The sequence below is a fragment of the Rhodopseudomonas infernalis genome (assembly GCF_022271405.1).
In the GTDB taxonomy this organism is placed as follows: Bacteria; Pseudomonadota; Alphaproteobacteria; order Rhizobiales; family Xanthobacteraceae; genus Rhodopseudomonas; species Rhodopseudomonas infernalis.
On record NZ_JAJNAL010000036.1, the window covers coordinates 1 to 17,002 of the forward strand.

Sequence of the window (17,002 nt, forward strand, 5' to 3'; positions counted from 1 at the left end):
CCCCGCATTCGCGGGTGATGACGTTGGGGGTGGGGCGGCGGCGCTAAATGACGGAGTGCGGATGTCGGCCGATACAAGAGATGAGCGGGCCTGAAGAAGGTAAACCGATCAAAAAAGAGGCTGCGCGGATCGCGCAGCCTCGGTGATGCGTCGACGGCTTGTTACTTACTGCAGGCCGATCGTGGTCAGGTCCTGGAACCAGTGCTGCGCCTGCACGAAGCTCTTCACCTTCGGCGACAGCGCGTGTGGGTTGGTATCATGCACGACCCAGACCAGCACCGCGTCGTCGACGATCTGGGCGTGGGCTTGTGCCAGCAGGTCGTCCTGCTTGGCGGGATCGAAGGTGGTCTTGGCCTCGTCGATCAGCGCGTCGACCTTCGGGTTCTTGTAGCCGCCCCAGTTGACGCCGACCGGCGCAACCTGGCCTGAGTGGAAGAACCGCACGATCGCGTAGAGCGGGTCCGAGGTGACGTAAGCGATGTTGTTGGCGGTGATGCCCGCCATGCTTTCGTCGGCCGCGCCCTTGCGCCACGCGGTGTACAGCACTTCGAGTTCGACGACCTTGAACTCGACGTCGATGCCGATCTCCTTGAAGCTTTGCTGCAGGAACTCGTTCATCGGCAGCGACAGCATCTGGCCGGTGCCGCCGGTGGCGATGATGAAGGTGGTCTTCAGCGGCTTCTCGGGCGAGTAGCCGGCTTCCTTCACCAGCCGCTTGGCTTCGGCGAGATCGTATTTGATCTTGAAGGTCGGCTTGCCGAACCACGGGCTCGACGGGTCGACCTGACCGATCGCCGGCTTGGCGAGGCCGTTCATCAGCCCGACCACCGCGTCGCGATCGATCGCGAGGTTGAGCGCCTTGCGCAGACGCACGTCGGTCCAGGGCGAGCCCGGCAGTACGCTGAGATGATAGTTCCAGACATGCGGGGTGACGTTGTCGACGATCTTCATGCCGGCCGCCTTGATCTGCGGCACCGCGTCGGGCGCCGGCGTTTCGATCAGGTCGACCTGCCCGGCCAGCAGCGCGTTGGTGCGGGTGAGCGCTTCGGGCATCGGCACCAGGATCAGCTTGTCGGTCTTCGGCAGCCGCGTCTTGTCCCAGTAGTCGTTATTCTTGGTGAGCTCGGCGAGTTCGCGCGGCACCAGCTTGGTCAGCTTGAATGGACCGGTTCCGGACGGCTGCGCGGCGAACTTGTCCCAGTCCTTGCCGACCTTGTCGTATTGCGCCGGGCTCGACACCAGGAACCACAGCATCTGATACGGGAAGAACGAGTCGACCGCCTTGGTGGTGATCTCCACCGTATAATCATCAATCTTGGCGTAACTCTTCACCGAGGGCAGCCGCGTCTTGACCTGCGCGCTCTGGCGCTTGTCGAACTGCGCTGCCTTTTCGTTGAGCACCTTGTCTAGATTCCAGACCACAGCGTCGGCGTTGAACTCGCTGCCATCGTGAAATTTGACGCCCTTGCGCAGGCTGAAGCGCCACTTGGTCTTGTCGGAATCGTCGACCTTCCACTCGGTCGCGAGGCCCGGCACCAGCTTGCCGGGGCGGTCCGCAACGTTCATCTCCCAGGCCACCAGCGGATCGTAGATGGTGTAGCCGGTGAACTGATAACCGCCGGCGCCGCGGTCCGGCTGGCCGGTGGTCAGCGGAATATCGGCCATCGAGATGCCGTAACGCACTACGGATTCGGCCCGCGCGGGCCCGATCGCGCCCACGGCGGCGACCATCGCGGCCAGCATCAACGCACTTCCAAGTCGCTTCATCGCAACTGCTCTCCTCATGACGATGGCGCTATGGCTTGCAATGCGAATGCCAAGTTTTTCGCGTCTCGCGCGAACCCGAATTATTTGTATGCGAATGATTGCCTGCCGCTTTGGATGGCACACGCATTGCATAATGCAGCGTATAAATTAGTCACACAGGAAGTTTCCAGCATGCGTCACCTTCACTTCCTTCGTCGCACCACCGCGTTGCTTGCCCTGACCACTGTCAGCGCCATGGCCTTGCCCCAGCTCGCCGCGTCCGAGACCGTGCTGCGCATCGGCATGACGGCTGCGGACATTCCACGCACGCTCGGCCAGCCCGATCAGGGGTTCGAAGGCAATCGCTTCACCGGCCTGACGATGTACGACGCGCTGACGATGTGGGACCTGTCGTCGGCCACCAAGGCGAGCGTGGTGATTCCGGGACTCGCGACCGACTGGAAGGTCGACGAGGCCGACAAGACCAAGTGGGTCTTCAAGCTGCGCCCCGGCGTGACCTTCCATGACGGCACGCCGTTCAACGCCGATGCGGTGGTGTGGAACGTCGACAAGGTGCTGAACAAGGAGGCGCCGCAGTTCGACGCCAGCCAGGTCGGCGTCACCGCGTCGCGGATGCCGACGCTGGTATCGGCCAGGAAGATCGACGACATGACGGTCGAGCTCACCACCAAGGAGCCCGACAGCTTCCTGCCGATCAACCTCACCAATCTGTTCATGGCGAGCCCGTCGAAATGGCAGGTGCTGTCCGAGCGCGCCGAGGGCGCCGACGCGAAAGCGAAGTCGCAGGCCGCCTGGGCCGCGTTCGCCAAGGATGCGGCCGGCACCGGCCCGTGGAAGATGGCGAAGTTCACGCCGCGCGAGCGGCTCGAGCTGGTGAAGAACGACAACTACTGGGACAAGGCGCGCGTGCCGAAGACCGACCGCATGGTGCTGCTGCCGATGCCGGAGGCCAATGCGCGCACCGCGGCGCTGCTCGCCGGCCAGGTCGACTGGGTCGAGGCGCCGGCGCCCGATGCCGTGAAGGAGATCGAAAGCCGCGGCTTCAAGATCGAGAAGAACGAGCAGCCGCACGTCTGGCCGTGGCAGTTCTCGCGGATCGAAGGCTCGCCCTGGAACGACATTCGCGTCCGCCGCGCTGCTAATCTCTGCATCGATCGCGAAGGGCTGCGCGACGGCCTGCTCGCCGGCCTGATGGTGCCGGCCACCGGCACGTTCGAGCCCGGCCATCCGTGGCGCGGCAAGCCGGCGTTCCAGATCAAATACGATCTGCCGGCGGCGCAGAAGTTGATGAAGGAAGCCGGCTTCGGCCCGGCCAAGAAGCTCAGCGTCAAGATCCAGACCTCGGCGTCGGGCTCCGGCCAGATGCTGCCGCTGCCGATGAACGAGTATCTGCAGCAGGCGCTGGCGGAGTGTTACTTCGACGTCAAGCTCGACGTCATCGAATGGAATACGCTGTTCACCAACTGGCGCCGCGGCGTCAAGGATCCGTCGGCCAACGGCTCCGACGCGGTCAACATCACCTACGCGGCGATGGATCCGTTCTTCGCACTGGTGCGCTTCCTGCAGTCGTCGATGGCGCCGCCGGTGTCGAACAACTGGGGCTACATCAACAATCCGAAGTTCGACGAACTTGTGAAGAAGGCCCGCACCTCGTTCAACGAGAAGGAGCGCGACGAAGCTCTGGCGGAGTTGAACGCCGCCTCGATCGACGACGCCGCGTTCCTCTACGTCGCCCACGACGTGGGCCCCCGCGCCCTGAGCCCAAAGATCAAGGGCTTCGTGCAACCGAAGAGCTGGTTCGTCGACTTCTCGCCGGTGTCGATCAGCCAGTGAGCAAGGTCTCTCGACATTGCGAGGAGCAACGCGACGAAGCATCCAGCGCCGTGCACTGTGCTTCTGGATTGCTTCGCTTCGCTCGCAATGACGGACAGGCCGTGCGTTGACAGTCGACGAGTGCATCGTTGGTCCACGCGCACTCTTTCCACGTCATGGCCGGGCTTGACCCGGCCATCCACGACCACAGGCACCGTGCCTGCGTCCGTGGGTGCCCGGGACAAGCCCGGGCATGACGAGCAGAAACGAAGGTGACTTGTGCTCGTCTATATCGCCCGCCGCCTCGTCTATGTGATTCCGATCGTACTCAGCGTCGCGCTGGTGTGCTTTCTGCTGGTGCACATCACGCCCGGCGATCCGCTGGTCGCGGTGCTGCCGGCCGACGCGTCGCAGGAACTCGCGGCGCAACTGCGCGCCGCCTACGGATTCGACCGGCCGCTGCCGGTGCAGTTCGGGCTGTGGCTGTGGAAGGCGCTGCACGGCGATCTCGGCAATTCGATCGCGACAGGACGGCCGGTGCTGGCCGAGGTGCTGCGCGCGGTCAGCAACACGGTGATGCTGGCGATCGCCGCGGCGATCATCGGCTTTTCGTTCGGGCTGCTGTTCGGCCTGCTGGCCGGTTACTTCCGCGACACCTGGATCGACAAGGTCTCGACCTCGATCGCGATCGCCGGCGTCTCCGTGCCGCATTACTGGCTCGGCATGGTGCTGGTGATCATCTTTTCGGTGCAGCTCAACTGGCTGCCCGCGGTCGGCGCCGGCCCCGGCGGCTCGGGGCAGTGGGCCTGGGACTGGGCGCATCTGAAGTACTTGGTGCTGCCGGCGATCACCACTTCCGTCATTCCGATGGGCATCGTCACCCGCACGGTGCGGGCGCTCACCGGCGATATCCTGTCGCAGGATTTCGTCGAGGCGCTGCGCGCCAAAGGCCTGCGCGAGACGCACGTGTTCCGTCACGTGCTGAAGAACGCCGCACCGACCGCGCTGGCGGTGATGGGGCTTCAGTTGGGTTACATGCTGGGCGGCTCGATCCTGATCGAGACGGTGTTCTCCTGGCCGGGCTCGGGGCTGCTGCTCAACTCCGCGATCTTCCAGCGCGACCTGCCGCTGCTGCAGGGCACCATCCTGGTGCTGGCGCTGTTCTTCGTGTTCCTCAATCTGGTGGTGGACATCGCGCAGGCCGCGATCGATCCGCGCATCAAGCGCGCCTGAGCCGGAAGGATTGAGGCTGATGACCACGCTCACCGACACCGCGCCGCAGATCGCACCCGCCGGCAACGCGCGCGGCTACTGGTCCACTGTCGGCCGCCGGCTGCTGCGCGACAAGGTCAGCATCGCCTGCGCGCTGATCCTGCTGCTGATTCTGCTGTCGGCGATCTTCGCGCCGTATCTGCACCTCGCCGATCCCTATCAGGGCTCGATGATCCGCCGGCTGAAGCCGATCGGCACGCCGAACTATCCGCTCGGCAGCGACGAGCTCGGCCGCGACATGCTGGCGCGGCTGATCTATGGCGGCCGGCTGTCGCTGCTGATCGGCATCCTGCCGGTGGTGCTGGCCTTCGTGCTCGGCACCTCGCTCGGCCTCGTCGCCGGCTATGTGGGCGGCAAGGTCAACACCGCGATCATGCGCACCATCGACGTATTCTACGCGTTTCCCTCGGTGCTGCTGGCGATTGCGATCTCGGGCGCGCTCGGCGCCGGCATCACCAACTCGATCGTGTCGCTGACCGTGGTGTTCCTGCCGCAGATCACCCGCGTCGCCGAGAGCGTCACCACCGGCGTGCGCAACATGGACTTCGTCGAGGCCGCGCGCGCCTCCGGCGCCGGACCGTTCACCATCATGCGGGTGCACATGCTCGGCAACGTGCTGGGGCCGATCTTCGTCTACGCCACGGGTCTGATCTCGGTATCGATGATCCTGGCGGCCGGCCTATCGTTCCTCGGTCTCGGCACCAAGCCGCCGGAGCCCGAATGGGGCCTGATGCTGAACACGCTGCGCACCGCGATCTACGTCAATCCATGGGTCGCAGCATTGCCCGGCGTGATGATCTTCGCGGTGTCGATCTGCTTCAACCTGCTCAGCGACGGCATGCGCAGCGCGATGGATATCAGGAACTGACATGACGCAGATCGCAGATATTCCGGACATGCTCGAGCCGATCGAAGACGTCGGCGGGGCCGCGCAGCCGCTGCTCCACGTCAAGGGACTGACCAAGCACTTCCCGGTGCGCGGTGGCCTGTTCGGCGCCGCCAAGACGGTGCGCGCCGTCGATGACGTCACCTTCGCGATCGCCAAGGGCGAGACCGTCGGCATCGTCGGCGAATCCGGCTGCGGCAAGTCGACGACCGCCCGATTGTTGATGCATCTGATGCCGCGCAATGCCGGCGACATCATCTATGACGGCCGTCAGGTCGGTCGCGAACTTTCGCTACGCGAGCTGCGCCGCGGCATGCAGATGGTGTTTCAGGACAGCTACGCGTCGCTCAACCCGCGGCTCACCATCGAGGAGTCGATCGCGTTCGGCCCGAAGGTACACGGCATGGCGGACTCGACCGCGCGGGCGCTTGCGCGCGAACTGCTCGGCAAGGTCGGGCTGCGGCCGGAGAATTTCGCCAATCGCTATCCGCACGAAGTCTCCGGCGGCCAGCGCCAGCGCGTCAATATCGCCCGTGCGCTCGCACTGTCGCCGCGGCTGGTGATCCTGGACGAAGCCGTGTCGGCGCTCGACAAATCGGTCGAGGCGCAGGTGCTGAATCTCCTGGTCGACCTCAAGCGCGAGTTCGGCCTGACCTATCTGTTCATCAGCCACGATCTCAATGTGGTGCGCTACATCTCCGACCGCGTGCTGGTGATGTATCTGGGCGAAGTCGTCGAACTCGGTCCGGTCGATCAGGTCTGGGATCAGCCGGCGCATCCCTATACGCGCGCGCTGCTGGCAGCGATGCCGTCGTCCGATCCGGACAAGCGCACCGAGACGCCGCCGATCTCCGGCGATCCGCCGAACCCGATCGATCCGCCGGCCGGCTGCCGGTTCCACACCCGCTGCCCGTTCGCGGAGCCGCTGTGCGGCGCCACTGCGCCGAAGCTGACCGAGCTGGACGCGAGCGGCCATCAGGCGGCATGCTTCATGGCGATTCCGGGCTCCGGCCACAGCCGCGCCCCCCGAGGAGACATCGCCCAATGATCAAACCCGCCCCGTCCGTGATCAAGCCCATGGCGGAGATCGCCGGCCTGCCGGTCGACGACGAGGTCGCAGCGCGGATCGCCAATTCGATCGGCCCGGCGTTCGAAGGTTTTGCGCTGATCGCCGGCACGCTGCCGTTCGATCTCGAACCGGCGAGCTACGTCGCCGTGCAGAACGAGTCCGCCCGATGAGTTCGTCCGATCCGGCGCTGTTGACGCTGACCGAAGTCGCCGCGGCGCTCGCTGCCAAGAAGCTATCGTCGCGCGAGGTGACGCAGGCCTGCCTCGATCGCATCGCCAAGGCGCAGCCGAAGCTCAATGCGTTCATGTCGATCGAAGCGGAAAGCGCGCTCGCTGCTGCCGACGCGGCGGATGCTACGCTGGCACATGGCGACAGCAAGGGCGTGCTGCACGGCGTGCCGCTGGCCCACAAGGACATGTACTACGAGGCCGGCCATGTCGTGACCTGCGGCTCGAAGATCCGCAAGGACTACGTCGCGACCACGACCTCGACGGCGCTGCAGCGGCTGAAGGATGCCGGCACGGTTCGACTCGGCTCGCTGCAGATGTCGGAATTCGCCTATGGGCCGACCGGCCACAACGCGCACTACGGCGCGGTCGGCAATCCGTGGGCGCCGGCGCATATCACCGGCGGCTCGTCGTCGGGCTCCGGCGCCGCGGTGGCGGCGCGGCTGACCTTTGCGGCGCTCGGCTCGGACACCGGCGGTTCGATCCGGATGCCAGCGCATTTCTGCGGCGTCACCGGGCTGAAGACCACGGTTGGACTGATCAGCCGCGCCGGCGCGATGCCGCTGTCGCAATCGCTAGACACCGTCGGGCCGCTGGCGCAGACCGCCGAAGATTGCGCGCTGCTGACCGGCCTGATGGCCGGCGTCGATCCGGCCGATCCCACCACCTCGACCCGCGCGGTGCCGGACTATCTGGCGGCGACGCGCGGATCGCTGCAGGGCATGACGATCGGTATTCCGAGCGCGTTCTATGTCGACGATCTCGACGCCGACGTCGCGCGCGTGCTTGACGACACCAAGGCGACGCTGGCGCGCGAGGGTGCGCGGGTGGTCGAAGTGAAGCTCCCGGAGCAGCGCCAGCTCACCGCGGCGAGCCAGCTCGTGCTCGCCGTCGAAGCCGCGGGCTTCCATGCGCAGTGGATGCGCGAGCGGCCGCAGGATTACGGCCCGCAGGTGCTGATGCGGCTGCAAAACGCGCTCGGCGTGCCGGCGCTGTCCTATCTCGAAGCACTCCGCTGGCGCGGTGTGGCGCTGGCCGAATTCGTCGCGGCGATCGCTGGCGTCGATGCGGTGTTGGCCCCGGTGTCGCCAGTGCCGGCGCCGATGATCGCGGACAGCGACGTCGGCAACAGTCTGAATGCCGAGGCGGTGATCCAGCGGCTGACGCGCTTCACCCGGCCGATCAACTATCTGGGCCTGCCGTCGCTGGCGATGCCGTGCGGCTTTGCGGCGAGCGGACTGCCGATCGGACTGCAACTGTTCGGCCGCGCCTTCGACGAGGCGACGCTGCTGCGCATCGGCGCCGCCTGGCAGCGCGCCACCGACTTCCACACAAAACTGCCGGAGCCCGCATGAGCAATCTGGTCGAGGTCCGCGATCTCAACATCCGCTTCGGCGGCGACCGCACCGTGCACGCGGTCAACAATCTCAGCCTGACGCTCGGGGAGGGCGAGGTGCTGGGCCTGCTCGGCGAGTCCGGGTCGGGCAAGAGCGTGACGCTGCGCGCGCTGATGCGGCTGCTGCCGAAGAAGCGCACGACGATCACCGGCAAGGTCGAAGTGATGGGCCGCGACGTGTTGGCGATGGACGACGACGCGCTGTCGAACTTCCGCGGCCAGGCGGTGTCGATGATCTTCCAGGAACCGGCGCTGGCGCTCGATCCGGTCTACACCATCGGCCAGCAGATCGCCGAGACGGTGATGCGCCACGAGGGCAAGAGCCAGAAGGACGCTACCGCGCGGGCGCTGGAGATGCTCGAAGTCGTGCGCATTCCCTCGGCGAAGCGACGCCTCGACGCCTATCCGCACGAGATGAGCGGCGGCATGCGGCAGCGCGCGATGATCGCGCTGGCGCTCGCCTGCCGGCCGAAGATCCTGCTCGCCGACGAGCCGACCACGGCGCTCGACGCCACCGTCCAGATCCAGATCCTGCTGCTGCTGCGCGAATTGCAGCGCGAGTTCGGCATGTCGGTGATCTTCGTGACCCACGACATCGGCGTGGCGATCGAGATCTGCGACCGCGTCGCCGTGATGTATGCCGGGCAGATCATCGAGCAGGGCACGTTGCGCGAGATCGTGCGGACGCCGCTGCATCCCTATGCGCAGGGCCTGTTGGCCTCGACCGTGCACGGCGCCAAGCGCGGCACGCGGCTCGAGACGATCCCAGGCGCGCCGCCCTCGCTCGACAAGGCGCCGACCGCGTGCTCGTTCGCACCGCGCTGCGCCCACGCCCAGCCGCGCTGCACCGAAGGTTTGCCGCCCGACGTCGAGGTCGGCCCCGGACGCACCGCCCGCTGCATCCTGGTGGAGCCGGCGGCGGCGATGGCGTGAGATCGGCCATCCATGGATGATGAGTTAGTTAGCTTCTCTCTCCACCCGCACGACCGTCATCCTGAGGTGCGAGCGTAGCGAGCCTCGAAGGATGAGGCGACGGGCGCTTTGGCCCATCCTTCGAGGCCCGGTGCACCGCGCATGCGCGCGGTCCACCGGACACCTCAGGATGACGTCGAGAATGTTGAGAGCACGGCGTTTGTCGGACGACCGCGTAGCCCTCCTCAGCGGCCGATGCCGCGGCTGGCTTCGATCAGCTTCACCGCCACCTGCAGCGCCTGGTTGGTCGGCGTCGGGACGCCGAGTTCGGCGCCGCGGCGTGCCACGGTGCCGTTGAGGAAGTCGATCTCGCCTGGTTTGCCGCGGGCGAGATCCTGGGCGGTGGACGATTTCTGGCTCGGCATCATGCCGGGCAGCGCCAGCACCTTGTCCTGCAGATCATCCGGAATGGCGACGCCGCTGGCGCGGGCCACCGCGATGCATTCGGCGACGACGTTGGCCACCACCTCGCGCGTGCCGTCGATCTGCATCAGCGGGCCGTACGGCATGTCGGCGATCGCCGATAGCGCGTTGTAGGCGCAGTTCAGGATCAGCTTCGACCACAGTGCCTGATCGATGTCGGGCACCACGGTGGTGGGAATGTTGGCGGCAGTGAGTGTCGCGGCGATCGCGTCGCTCTGCGGCGATGCGCCGATCAACAGGTCGCCGCGGCCGTGATGCAGCACATGACCGGGCCCGGCCATCTCGGTGCCGACATAGACCACCGCGCCGATCGCCGCGCGGCCGATCGGGCTCGATAGCCGCTGCGGATTGTCCACGCCGTTCTGCAGGCTGAGCACCACGCTGTCCGGCTTCAGCCGCGGCGCCAGCGCGGCTCCGGCCGCTTCGGTGTCGGCGGATTTGACGCAGACCAGCACCAGATCGGGCGGCTCGATCGCGCCGGGATCGGTCGCGGCTTGCAGCGGGATAAAGCGCCGGCCGTCCTTGGTCTCCAGCAGCAGGCCGCGTTCGTTGATCGCTTCGACATGGTTCGGCCGGCCGATCAGCGTCACGTCGTGGCCGGCCTCGGCCAGCAGCCCGCCGAAATAGCACCCGACCGCTCCGGCGCCCATCACCGCGATTTTCATCCGCTGCTCCCTGTGCGTTTATCGAGCTCGGTTCTGCAGCGCTTTGCGGGCGGCCGCAACCCGGCGCGAGCGACCATTTGCGCATTGCAGGGGCGAACCAATGCGCAACCAATGGTTCTTATCCTTCGGCGCTCATCGACAGAGGATTTTCGCGTGCATATCGATCTGAACCCGAAACTGGATTTCCGCGACGTGCTGATCCGGCCGAAGCGCTCGGTGCTGTCGTCGCGGTTCGAGGTCAATATCAGCCGCAGCTTCGGCTTCCGCCACGCCCGCCGCGAATGGACCGGCTTTCCGCTGATCGCCTCCAACATGGATACGATCGGTACGATCGAGATGGCGGAGGCGTTCCGACCGTTCAGCGCGCTGGTCGCGCTGCACAAGTTCTACGATCCGGATCGGCTGGCGGCCTATCTCGACAAATACGAGGATCCGAACGTCTTCCTCACGGTCGGCAGCGGCGCGGCCGATTGGGAGCGGCTCGCGGCGGTGAAGAAGAAGACCAAGGTGCCGATGATCAACATCGACGTCGCGAATGGCTACACCGAGGCGTTCGTCCGCGCGGTGTCGAAGCTGCGCGACGAGAACCCCGACGCGATCATCATGGCCGGCACGGTGGTGACGGCGGAGATGACCGAAGCGCTGGTGATCGCTGGCGCCGACATCGTCCGGGTCGGCATCGGCTCCGGCTCGGTGTGTACCACGCGCGATCTCACCGGCGTCGGCTATCCGCAGCTCTCGGCCGTGATCGAATGCGCCGACGCCGCGCACGGCCTCAAGGGCCACGTCTGCTCCGACGGCGGCTGCATCGTGCCGGGCGATCTCGCCAAGGCGTATGGCGGCGGCGCCGATTTCGTGATGCTCGGCGGCATGCTGGCCGGCCACAATGAATGCGGCGGCGAGCTGAAATACGCCGAGCAGGACGGCCGCAAGGTGCCGACCGGCATGGTGTTCTACGGCATGTCGTCGGAGACCGCGATGAACAAGTACCACGGCGGCGTCGCGGACTATCGTGCGGCGGAAGGCAAGACCGTGGAGGTCCCATATCGCGGCGAGGTCCGCGCGACGGTGGAGACCATCGCCGGCGGCCTACGTTCGGCGATGACCTATATCGGCGCCGAGAAGCTGAAGGAAATCCCGAAACGCACCACCTTCATCCTGGTCACCGCCCAGCGCAACACGGTGTTCGATCGGTGAGCACGAGGCCTCTCCCCGTCATTGCGAGCCACCGGGTCGGCGCGTAGCGCCGCCCGATGACAGGCTCCGCGAAGCAATCCAGAAGCGCAGTGCACGGCCCTGGATTGCTTCGTCGCTTCGCTCCTCGCAATGACGGGGATGGGCTTTCGGGTAGATGAGGACAACACGAAGCGCGCAGCTACTTCGCCCGAAACCGCTCCACCGCCTGCTGCAGCGTCACGGCGATGGCGGCGGTTTTGTCGCCGATGCGATATTCCGGGCCGGCGACGACGACGGACAGCCGGCGCTCGCCGATCGGCAGCGGCACGGCGACGCCGGCGAGGTCGCGGCTGTAGTCGGCGAAGCTCTGGCAGTAGCCGCGCTCCAGCGATTTGCGCAGTTCGGCTTCGACCGCGTCGATGCTGATCGGGGTCGTGTGGTTGTACTGCTTGAATTCGATCTTGCGATACAGCGAGTCGCGCTCGTCCTTGGCGTATTGCAGCAGCAGTGCGCGCCCGCTCGAGGTGGCGTGGATCGGCACGCGATGGCCGACCTTGGCGAAATAGCGGATCGCCGCTGAGGATTCGACGACGTCGATGAACACCGCCATGACGCCGGCCGGCGCGGCGATCGCGACGGTCTCTCCGGTTTCGGTCGAGAGGCTGGAGATCAGCGCGTGGGTCCAGTCGGGCAGCGGTTCGACGTCGGAGGCCTCGCGCGCCATCACCAGCCAGCGCGGTGTCGGATAGTAGCCGGCGCGCGGCCGCGGCTCGTAGAGGTAGCCCTTCTCCGCCAGCGTCGTCAGCAAGTTGAAGGTCGACGACCGCGGCCAGCCGAAGTGATCGGCGATCTCGGCCAGCGTCGCGGGCTTCTTCACCCGCGCGAAGTATTCGAGGATCTCCAGAACATTGACGGCCTGGCGGACGATCATGGCGAGTCCCGTTAGCGGCGGCCGTTGGCCGCCCCGTTTCCTTATCTACCCAAGACCTTTTGCGCCGCCCTGAGGTGCGGTTTGTCAAGCATCCTGCCTTCGAGCCGCAGCGTGCCGGCGTTCGGATTGTCCGCGAAGGCGGCGATCACCTTGACGGCCCAGGCCCGTTCGTCGGCTGTCGGCTCGAACGCGGCGTTGACGATGTCGACGTGCTTGGGATGGATCAGCGCCTTGCAGGTGAAGCCGTCGCGCCGCGCCGCGCGGGTCTCGGCTTCGAGGCCGGCGAGATTGTCGATGTCGGTGTAGACGGTGTCGATCGCCGTGACCTCTGCGGCCGCAGCGGCCATCAGGCACAGGTCGCGCGCCAGCCGATACGGACTGTGGAAGACGCCGCCGCTCCCGTTCTCGGTTGCGCCCAGCGAGGCCGCGAGATCTTCGGCGCCCCACATCATGCCGGCGAGCCGCGGCGAGCAATCCTTGTAGCTGCCGAGCCCGAAGATCGAGCCGGCGGTTTCGGTGGCGACCACCACGATGCGGGTCGAGCCCGGTTCGGTGCCGGCGGCGGCCTCGAAGGCGTCGAGCCACAGCGCGACGTTGCGCACATCGTCGCCGCCGCGCGACTTCGGCAGCACGATGCCGTCCGGCTTCGCCGGCATGATCGCCGCGAGATCGCCGAGCGTGCGGCCGGTGTCGAGCGCGTTGACGCGGACATAGAGCTGCGGACGGCCGCGCGGCGCTTCCAACATCGTTCGTGTCAGGACACGAGCCTCGTCCTTCTTCTCCGCGACCACGGAGTCTTCCAGGTCGATGATCAGCGCGTCGGCAGCGCCCTGCGACGCCTTCTCGAATTTGCGCGGACTATCACCCGGCACGAACAGCATCGAGCGCATCAGACCGGCCTCTTGTGCATCAGCGCCATGCGTCGGCACTTGCCGACGATCTCGTCGTTCTGGTTGAGCGCGTGGTGTTCGAATTCGACGATGCCGGCGTTCGGGCGCGACTTCGACTCGCGCACCGACAGCACCTTGGTGGTCGCCCGCAGGGTGTCGCCATGGAACACCGGCTTGGGAAACGTCACGTCGGTCATGCCGAGATTGGCGACCGTGGTGCCGAGCGTCGTGTCGTACACCGTCATGCCGATCATGATGCCGAGCGTGTACAGGCTGTTGAAGATGCGCTGACCGAATTCGGTTTTCTCTGCGAAGTGCGCGTCGATGTGCAGCGGCTGCGGGTTCAGCGTCAGCAGGCTGAACATGGTGTTGTCCATCTCGGTGACGGTGCGGGTCAGGGCATGGCGAAACTCCTGGCCGACCGCAAACTCCTCGAAATACATCCCTGCCATGGTGGTCGTCTCCTTGCATCGTTGGGGCCGCGTGGGCCGATATCAGTCGGGCAGGTGAACCGCTTTGGTCCGGCCGAGGTGCTCGACCTCCTCGGGCGACAAGCCCGCTTCCGAAAGAATGTCGCGGCCGTTGCCGCCGAGCGTCGGTGCCGGGCCGCCGGGCTGAGGCTGTGTGGCGCTCCAGGTCGATGGCACCTTCATCTGCCGGATGCGGCCTTCGACCGGATGGTCCACGGTCTCGAAGAAGCCGACGGCCTGCAGATGCGGATCCTCGAGGATCGACTCCATGCTGTGCATCGGCATCACCGGAATGTCGGCGCGCTCAAGCAACTCGCGCCACTCCGCGGTGGTGCGGGTCAGGAAGATGGCGCCGATCTCTTCGTAGATTTCGTCGATGTGCCGGGTGCGCGCCGCGTGGTTGGCGAAGCGCGGCTGGGCCAGGAAGTCGGTGCGGTCGATCGCCTCGAAGAAGCTGCGCCATTGTTTGTCGTTGTAGATCAGCACGCACAGGAAGCCGTCGCTGGTCTGGTACGGCTTGCGATAGCGCGACAGCAGCCGGGCGTAGCCGCCATGGTCGAGCGGCGGGTCGTAGGTCAGGCCGCCGAGATGGTCGACCAGCACGAACGACGCCATCGACTCGAACATCGGCACGTCGATGCGCTGGCCCTCGCCGGTGCGCTGCTGGTGCAGCAGCGCGCCCAGCATGGCGTTGACGGCCATCAGGCCGACGATGCGATCGGCGATGGTGATCGGCACGTAGCGCGGCGTGCCGTCGCCGGCCGCGGCCAGCAGCGTCGGCACGCCGGCGGCGCCCTGGATCAGATCGTCATAGGCCGGCTTGGCGGCGTAGGGGCCGTCCTGGCCGTAGCCGAAGGCGCCGAGATAGACGATGCCGGGACTGACGGCGGCGACCTCTTCGTAGCTCAGCCCGAGCCGCGCCATCGCCTGCGGCCGCACATTGTAGATCAGCGCGTTGGCGCGTTCGGCAAGGCGCAGCAGCGCCTTGCGGCCGTCGTCCTGCTTGAGATCGATGACAATGCTGCGTTTGCCGCGGTTGGTGTTGAGAAACATCCCGCCCATGCCGGGCGTCCGGCCGGGCCCGATGTGGCGCACGATGTCGCCGTCCGGGCTTTCGACCTTGATGACGTCTGCGCCCATGTCGGCCAGCGTCTGGGTCGCGTAGGGCCCCATCAGCACCGACGTGAGGTCGAGGATCGTGATGCCAGATAGAGGTCCCAACGGCCGTTCCTTCAATTCACCAGCATGTAGCTAGAATTCAGAAACATTGCCAGTCAATGGGTTTCGACCCTCTCCCTGTGCATGGCTGCATGCATTGTCCATGATGTTGACGAATAAATTCACCCATATGTACGATCGACACCATCAAAAAGCGGTGCAGCCGCGCGTCGGCCGTTCAAACGGTCGCGACTCCAGGGAGGACATCGGATGCGGAAGAGCTTGGCTTTGGCGGTGGCGTTGGGGCTGCCGGTGACGATGGCGGCTGGGTCGGCGAAGGCGCTGGAGCTCAAGGTCGCCGACTCGTTTCCCGCCGGGCACTACCTCGTCCGCCTGATGCTGAAGCCGTGGATGGACGACGTCACCAAGCGCACCAACGGCGCGGTGACCTTCAGCTATTATCCCAACCAGCAGATGGGCAAGGCGACCGACCTGTTGCGCCTCACTCAGTCCGGCGTGGTCGACATCGGCTACATCGCGCCGTCCTACGCGTCCGACAAGATGCCGCTGTCGGAAGTCGCGCAGCTGCCGGAATCGTTCTCGACCAGTTGCCAGGGCACGCTGGCCTATTGGAAGAGCGCGCGCGAGGGCGTGCTCGCCAAGCAGGAATACGCGCCCAACAAGATCAAGCTGCTGATGGCCGTGGTGCTGCCGCCCTATCAGGTGTTCACCGTCAAGCAGAAGGTCGACTCGATGGAGGCGATCCAGGGCCTGAAGCTGCGCTCGACCGGCGGCGCGCAGGACCTGACGCTGCGTGCGCTGGGCGCCGTGCCGGTGCGCATGGCGGCGCCGGACGCCTACGAGTCGCTGGCGCGCGGCACCATGGACGGCGCGCTGTTCCCGGCCGACAGCATCGCATCCTACGGCCTCGACAAGCTGGTCAAGCACGCCACCGACGGCGTCAGCTTCGGCTCCTTCATCGTCGCCTATTCGATCAGCGAGCGAGCCTGGGCCAAGCTGCCCGACGACGTCAAGAAGGCGATGGAGGAGGCATCCGAGGCGATCGAGCCGAAGGTGTGCGCCGAGGTCGACAAGGAGCAGCAGCAGACCCGCAAGAACCTCACCGACGCCGGCGTGACGTTCGAGCCGATCCCCAACGCCGCCAAGGCGCAGATGAAGGACAAGCTCAAGGGTGTCGCCAAGGAATGGGCCGCCGGCATCGATTCGCGCGGCAAGCCGGGCACCCAGGCGCTCGAGGAATTCCAGCAGCTGCTCACGACCAGCGCCGGCAAGTGACACGCCACGCGCCGACAAAGGAGACCGCGTGATGCAGCGAGCCAGTGCAGCGCTTGCGGCGATCGAACGGGCGCTGACGCTGATCGCCGTCACCTTCATGTTCGTGATCATGGTGCTGGTGGTGGCGGACGTGTTCATGCGCTACGCGCTGAACCGCCCGTTCTCCTTCACCTACGACCTGATCGGCCTCTATCTGATGGCTGGCGTGTTCTTCCTGACGCTGTCGGACGCGTTGCGCGAGCACGTCCATGTCGGCGTCGACATTCTGGTGCCGCGGTTTTCCCCTCCGGGGCGGCGGCTTGCGGAGATCGTCACCGCGCTGACCGGCCTGTTCGTGTTCGCGCTGCTGTGCAAGGTCGGGTTCGATCGCGCGCTCGACAATTTCGAGCAGAACGACGTGCTGTCCGGCGCGATCCCGTGGCCGACCTGGATCTCGGCGGCGCTGGTGCCGCTCGGCTGCGGCGTGCTGGTGCTGCGGCTGCTGCTGATGCTGGCCGGCCATGCGGCGAGCCTCGTCACCGGCCGCGATCTCTATCCGTTGCCGCCCCTGGTCGGGGTCGGCGAAGTCAAATCCTTCGAATAGCGGCACCCG

16 protein-coding genes are annotated in these 17,002 nt (G+C 66.2%); 10 read left to right on the forward strand and 6 right to left on the reverse strand.

Annotation, left to right across the window (positions count from 1 at the left end):
* Window positions 1-165 precede the first annotated feature (165 nt).
* Entirely contained in the window at window positions 166-1,767 is a 1,602-nt protein-coding gene (locus LPW26_RS20040) for an ABC transporter substrate-binding protein (protein ID WP_238737389.1), read from the reverse strand.
* Between the two features lie 171 nt (window positions 1,768-1,938).
* Between LPW26_RS20040 and LPW26_RS20045 the strand changes: the two genes are divergently transcribed.
* The 7 genes from LPW26_RS20045 (at window position 1,939) to LPW26_RS20075 (ending at window position 9,362) form a co-directional block, all read left to right on the forward strand.
* On the forward strand, window positions 1,939-3,600 hold the full coding sequence (locus LPW26_RS20045; protein WP_238737390.1) for an ABC transporter substrate-binding protein: 1,662 nt from the start codon (window positions 1,939-1,941) through the stop codon (window positions 3,598-3,600).
* A 258-nt stretch (window positions 3,601-3,858) separates the two neighbouring features.
* Window positions 3,859-4,812, forward strand: a complete 954-nt coding sequence (locus LPW26_RS20050) for an ABC transporter permease (RefSeq protein ID WP_238737391.1) — start codon at window positions 3,859-3,861, stop codon at window positions 4,810-4,812.
* A 19-nt stretch (window positions 4,813-4,831) separates the two neighbouring features.
* A complete protein-coding gene (locus LPW26_RS20055) occupies window positions 4,832-5,719 on the forward strand; it encodes an ABC transporter permease (RefSeq protein ID WP_238737392.1) in 888 nt (295 codons plus the stop codon).
* A gap of 1 nt (window position 5,720) precedes the next feature.
* Window positions 5,721-6,785 carry an ABC transporter ATP-binding protein gene (locus LPW26_RS20060; RefSeq protein ID WP_238737393.1) on the forward strand — a complete coding sequence of 355 codons (1,065 nt, stop codon included), beginning with the start codon at window positions 5,721-5,723 and terminating at the stop codon, window positions 6,783-6,785.
* Complete coding sequence (locus tag LPW26_RS20065; RefSeq protein ID WP_238737394.1) at window positions 6,782-6,976, forward strand: hypothetical protein; 195 nt, start codon at window positions 6,782-6,784, stop codon at window positions 6,974-6,976. The genes LPW26_RS20060 and LPW26_RS20065 overlap by 4 nt, the downstream gene beginning before the upstream one ends.
* Window positions 6,973-8,388, forward strand: a complete 1,416-nt coding sequence (locus LPW26_RS20070) for an amidase (RefSeq protein WP_238737395.1) — start codon at window positions 6,973-6,975, stop codon at window positions 8,386-8,388. Before LPW26_RS20065 ends, LPW26_RS20070 begins: the two co-directional genes overlap by 4 nt.
* The gene (locus LPW26_RS20075) at window positions 8,385-9,362 is read left to right on the forward strand and encodes an ABC transporter ATP-binding protein (RefSeq protein WP_238737396.1); all 978 of its coding nucleotides are present in this window, start codon (window positions 8,385-8,387) and stop codon (window positions 9,360-9,362) included. Before LPW26_RS20070 ends, LPW26_RS20075 begins: the two co-directional genes overlap by 4 nt.
* Before the next feature lie 224 nt (window positions 9,363-9,586).
* On the opposite strand, the gene LPW26_RS20080 is transcribed toward LPW26_RS20075, so the two are convergent.
* On the reverse strand, window positions 9,587-10,489 hold the full coding sequence (locus tag LPW26_RS20080) for a 2-dehydropantoate 2-reductase (protein WP_238737397.1): 903 nt from the start codon (window positions 10,487-10,489) through the stop codon (window positions 9,587-9,589).
* Between the two features lie 153 nt (window positions 10,490-10,642).
* On the opposite strand from LPW26_RS20080, the gene LPW26_RS20085 reads away from it, so the two are divergent.
* Complete coding sequence (locus tag LPW26_RS20085; protein WP_238737398.1) at window positions 10,643-11,686, forward strand: GMP reductase; 1,044 nt, start codon at window positions 10,643-10,645, stop codon at window positions 11,684-11,686.
* Window positions 11,687-11,864: 178 nt separating this feature from the next.
* Here the strand turns inward: LPW26_RS20085 and LPW26_RS20090 are convergent, their stop codons facing one another.
* The 4 genes from LPW26_RS20090 to LPW26_RS20105 are packed head-to-tail and all read right to left on the reverse strand — an operon-like array spanning window position 11,865 to window position 15,177.
* On the reverse strand, window positions 11,865-12,596 hold the full coding sequence (locus LPW26_RS20090; RefSeq protein WP_238737399.1) for an IclR family transcriptional regulator: 732 nt from the start codon (window positions 12,594-12,596) through the stop codon (window positions 11,865-11,867).
* A gap of 41 nt (window positions 12,597-12,637) precedes the next feature.
* Entirely contained in the window at window positions 12,638-13,486 is an 849-nt protein-coding gene (locus tag LPW26_RS20095) for an HpcH/HpaI aldolase/citrate lyase family protein (protein ID WP_238737400.1), read from the reverse strand.
* Window positions 13,486-13,938: a MaoC family dehydratase gene (locus tag LPW26_RS20100; RefSeq protein ID WP_238737401.1), complete on the reverse strand. Its 453-nt coding sequence runs from the start codon at window positions 13,936-13,938 to the stop codon at window positions 13,486-13,488. Before LPW26_RS20100 ends, LPW26_RS20095 begins: the two co-directional genes overlap by 1 nt.
* 42 nt (window positions 13,939-13,980) lie before the next feature.
* Complete coding sequence (locus tag LPW26_RS20105; protein ID WP_238737402.1) at window positions 13,981-15,177, reverse strand: CaiB/BaiF CoA transferase family protein; 1,197 nt, start codon at window positions 15,175-15,177, stop codon at window positions 13,981-13,983.
* Window positions 15,178-15,384: 207 nt separating this feature from the next.
* Here LPW26_RS20105 and LPW26_RS20110 point away from each other — a divergent pair, with 207 nt between their 5' ends.
* Together LPW26_RS20110 and LPW26_RS20115 are read left to right on the forward strand one after the other, a co-directional pair.
* A complete protein-coding gene (locus LPW26_RS20110) occupies window positions 15,385-16,410 on the forward strand; it encodes a TRAP transporter substrate-binding protein (protein WP_238737403.1) in 1,026 nt (341 codons plus the stop codon).
* A 31-nt stretch (window positions 16,411-16,441) separates the two neighbouring features.
* Window positions 16,442-16,993, forward strand: a complete 552-nt coding sequence (locus tag LPW26_RS20115) for a TRAP transporter small permease (RefSeq protein ID WP_238737404.1) — start codon at window positions 16,442-16,444, stop codon at window positions 16,991-16,993.
* Window positions 16,994-17,002: the final 9 nt, after the last annotated feature.

What these genes read in the sequence shown, in the direction of transcription:
- LPW26_RS20065 (WP_238737394.1), top strand. Translation starts at nt 6,782, where the DNA reads ATGATCAAACCCGCCCCGTCCGTGATCAAGCCCATGGCGGAGATCGCC.
- LPW26_RS20040 (WP_238737389.1), bottom strand. Translation starts at nt 1,767, where the DNA reads ATGAAGCGACTTGGAAGTGCGTTGATGCTGGCCGCGATGGTCGCCGCC.
- LPW26_RS20090 (WP_238737399.1), bottom strand. Translation starts at nt 12,596, where the DNA reads ATGATCGTCCGCCAGGCCGTCAATGTTCTGGAGATCCTCGAATACTTC.
- LPW26_RS20110 (WP_238737403.1), top strand. Translation starts at nt 15,385, where the DNA reads ATGCGGAAGAGCTTGGCTTTGGCGGTGGCGTTGGGGCTGCCGGTGACG.
- LPW26_RS20075 (WP_238737396.1), top strand. Translation starts at nt 8,385, where the DNA reads ATGAGCAATCTGGTCGAGGTCCGCGATCTCAACATCCGCTTCGGCGGC.
- LPW26_RS20060 (WP_238737393.1), top strand. Translation starts at nt 5,721, where the DNA reads ATGACGCAGATCGCAGATATTCCGGACATGCTCGAGCCGATCGAAGAC.
- LPW26_RS20080 (WP_238737397.1), bottom strand. Translation starts at nt 10,489, where the DNA reads ATGAAAATCGCGGTGATGGGCGCCGGAGCGGTCGGGTGCTATTTCGGC.
- LPW26_RS20055 (WP_238737392.1), top strand. Translation starts at nt 4,832, where the DNA reads ATGACCACGCTCACCGACACCGCGCCGCAGATCGCACCCGCCGGCAAC.
- LPW26_RS20115 (WP_238737404.1), top strand. Translation starts at nt 16,442, where the DNA reads ATGCAGCGAGCCAGTGCAGCGCTTGCGGCGATCGAACGGGCGCTGACG.
- LPW26_RS20100 (WP_238737401.1), bottom strand. Translation starts at nt 13,938, where the DNA reads ATGGCAGGGATGTATTTCGAGGAGTTTGCGGTCGGCCAGGAGTTTCGC.
- LPW26_RS20070 (WP_238737395.1), top strand. Translation starts at nt 6,973, where the DNA reads ATGAGTTCGTCCGATCCGGCGCTGTTGACGCTGACCGAAGTCGCCGCG.
- LPW26_RS20045 (WP_238737390.1), top strand. Translation starts at nt 1,939, where the DNA reads ATGCGTCACCTTCACTTCCTTCGTCGCACCACCGCGTTGCTTGCCCTG.
- LPW26_RS20095 (WP_238737400.1), bottom strand. Translation starts at nt 13,486, where the DNA reads ATGCGCTCGATGCTGTTCGTGCCGGGTGATAGTCCGCGCAAATTCGAG.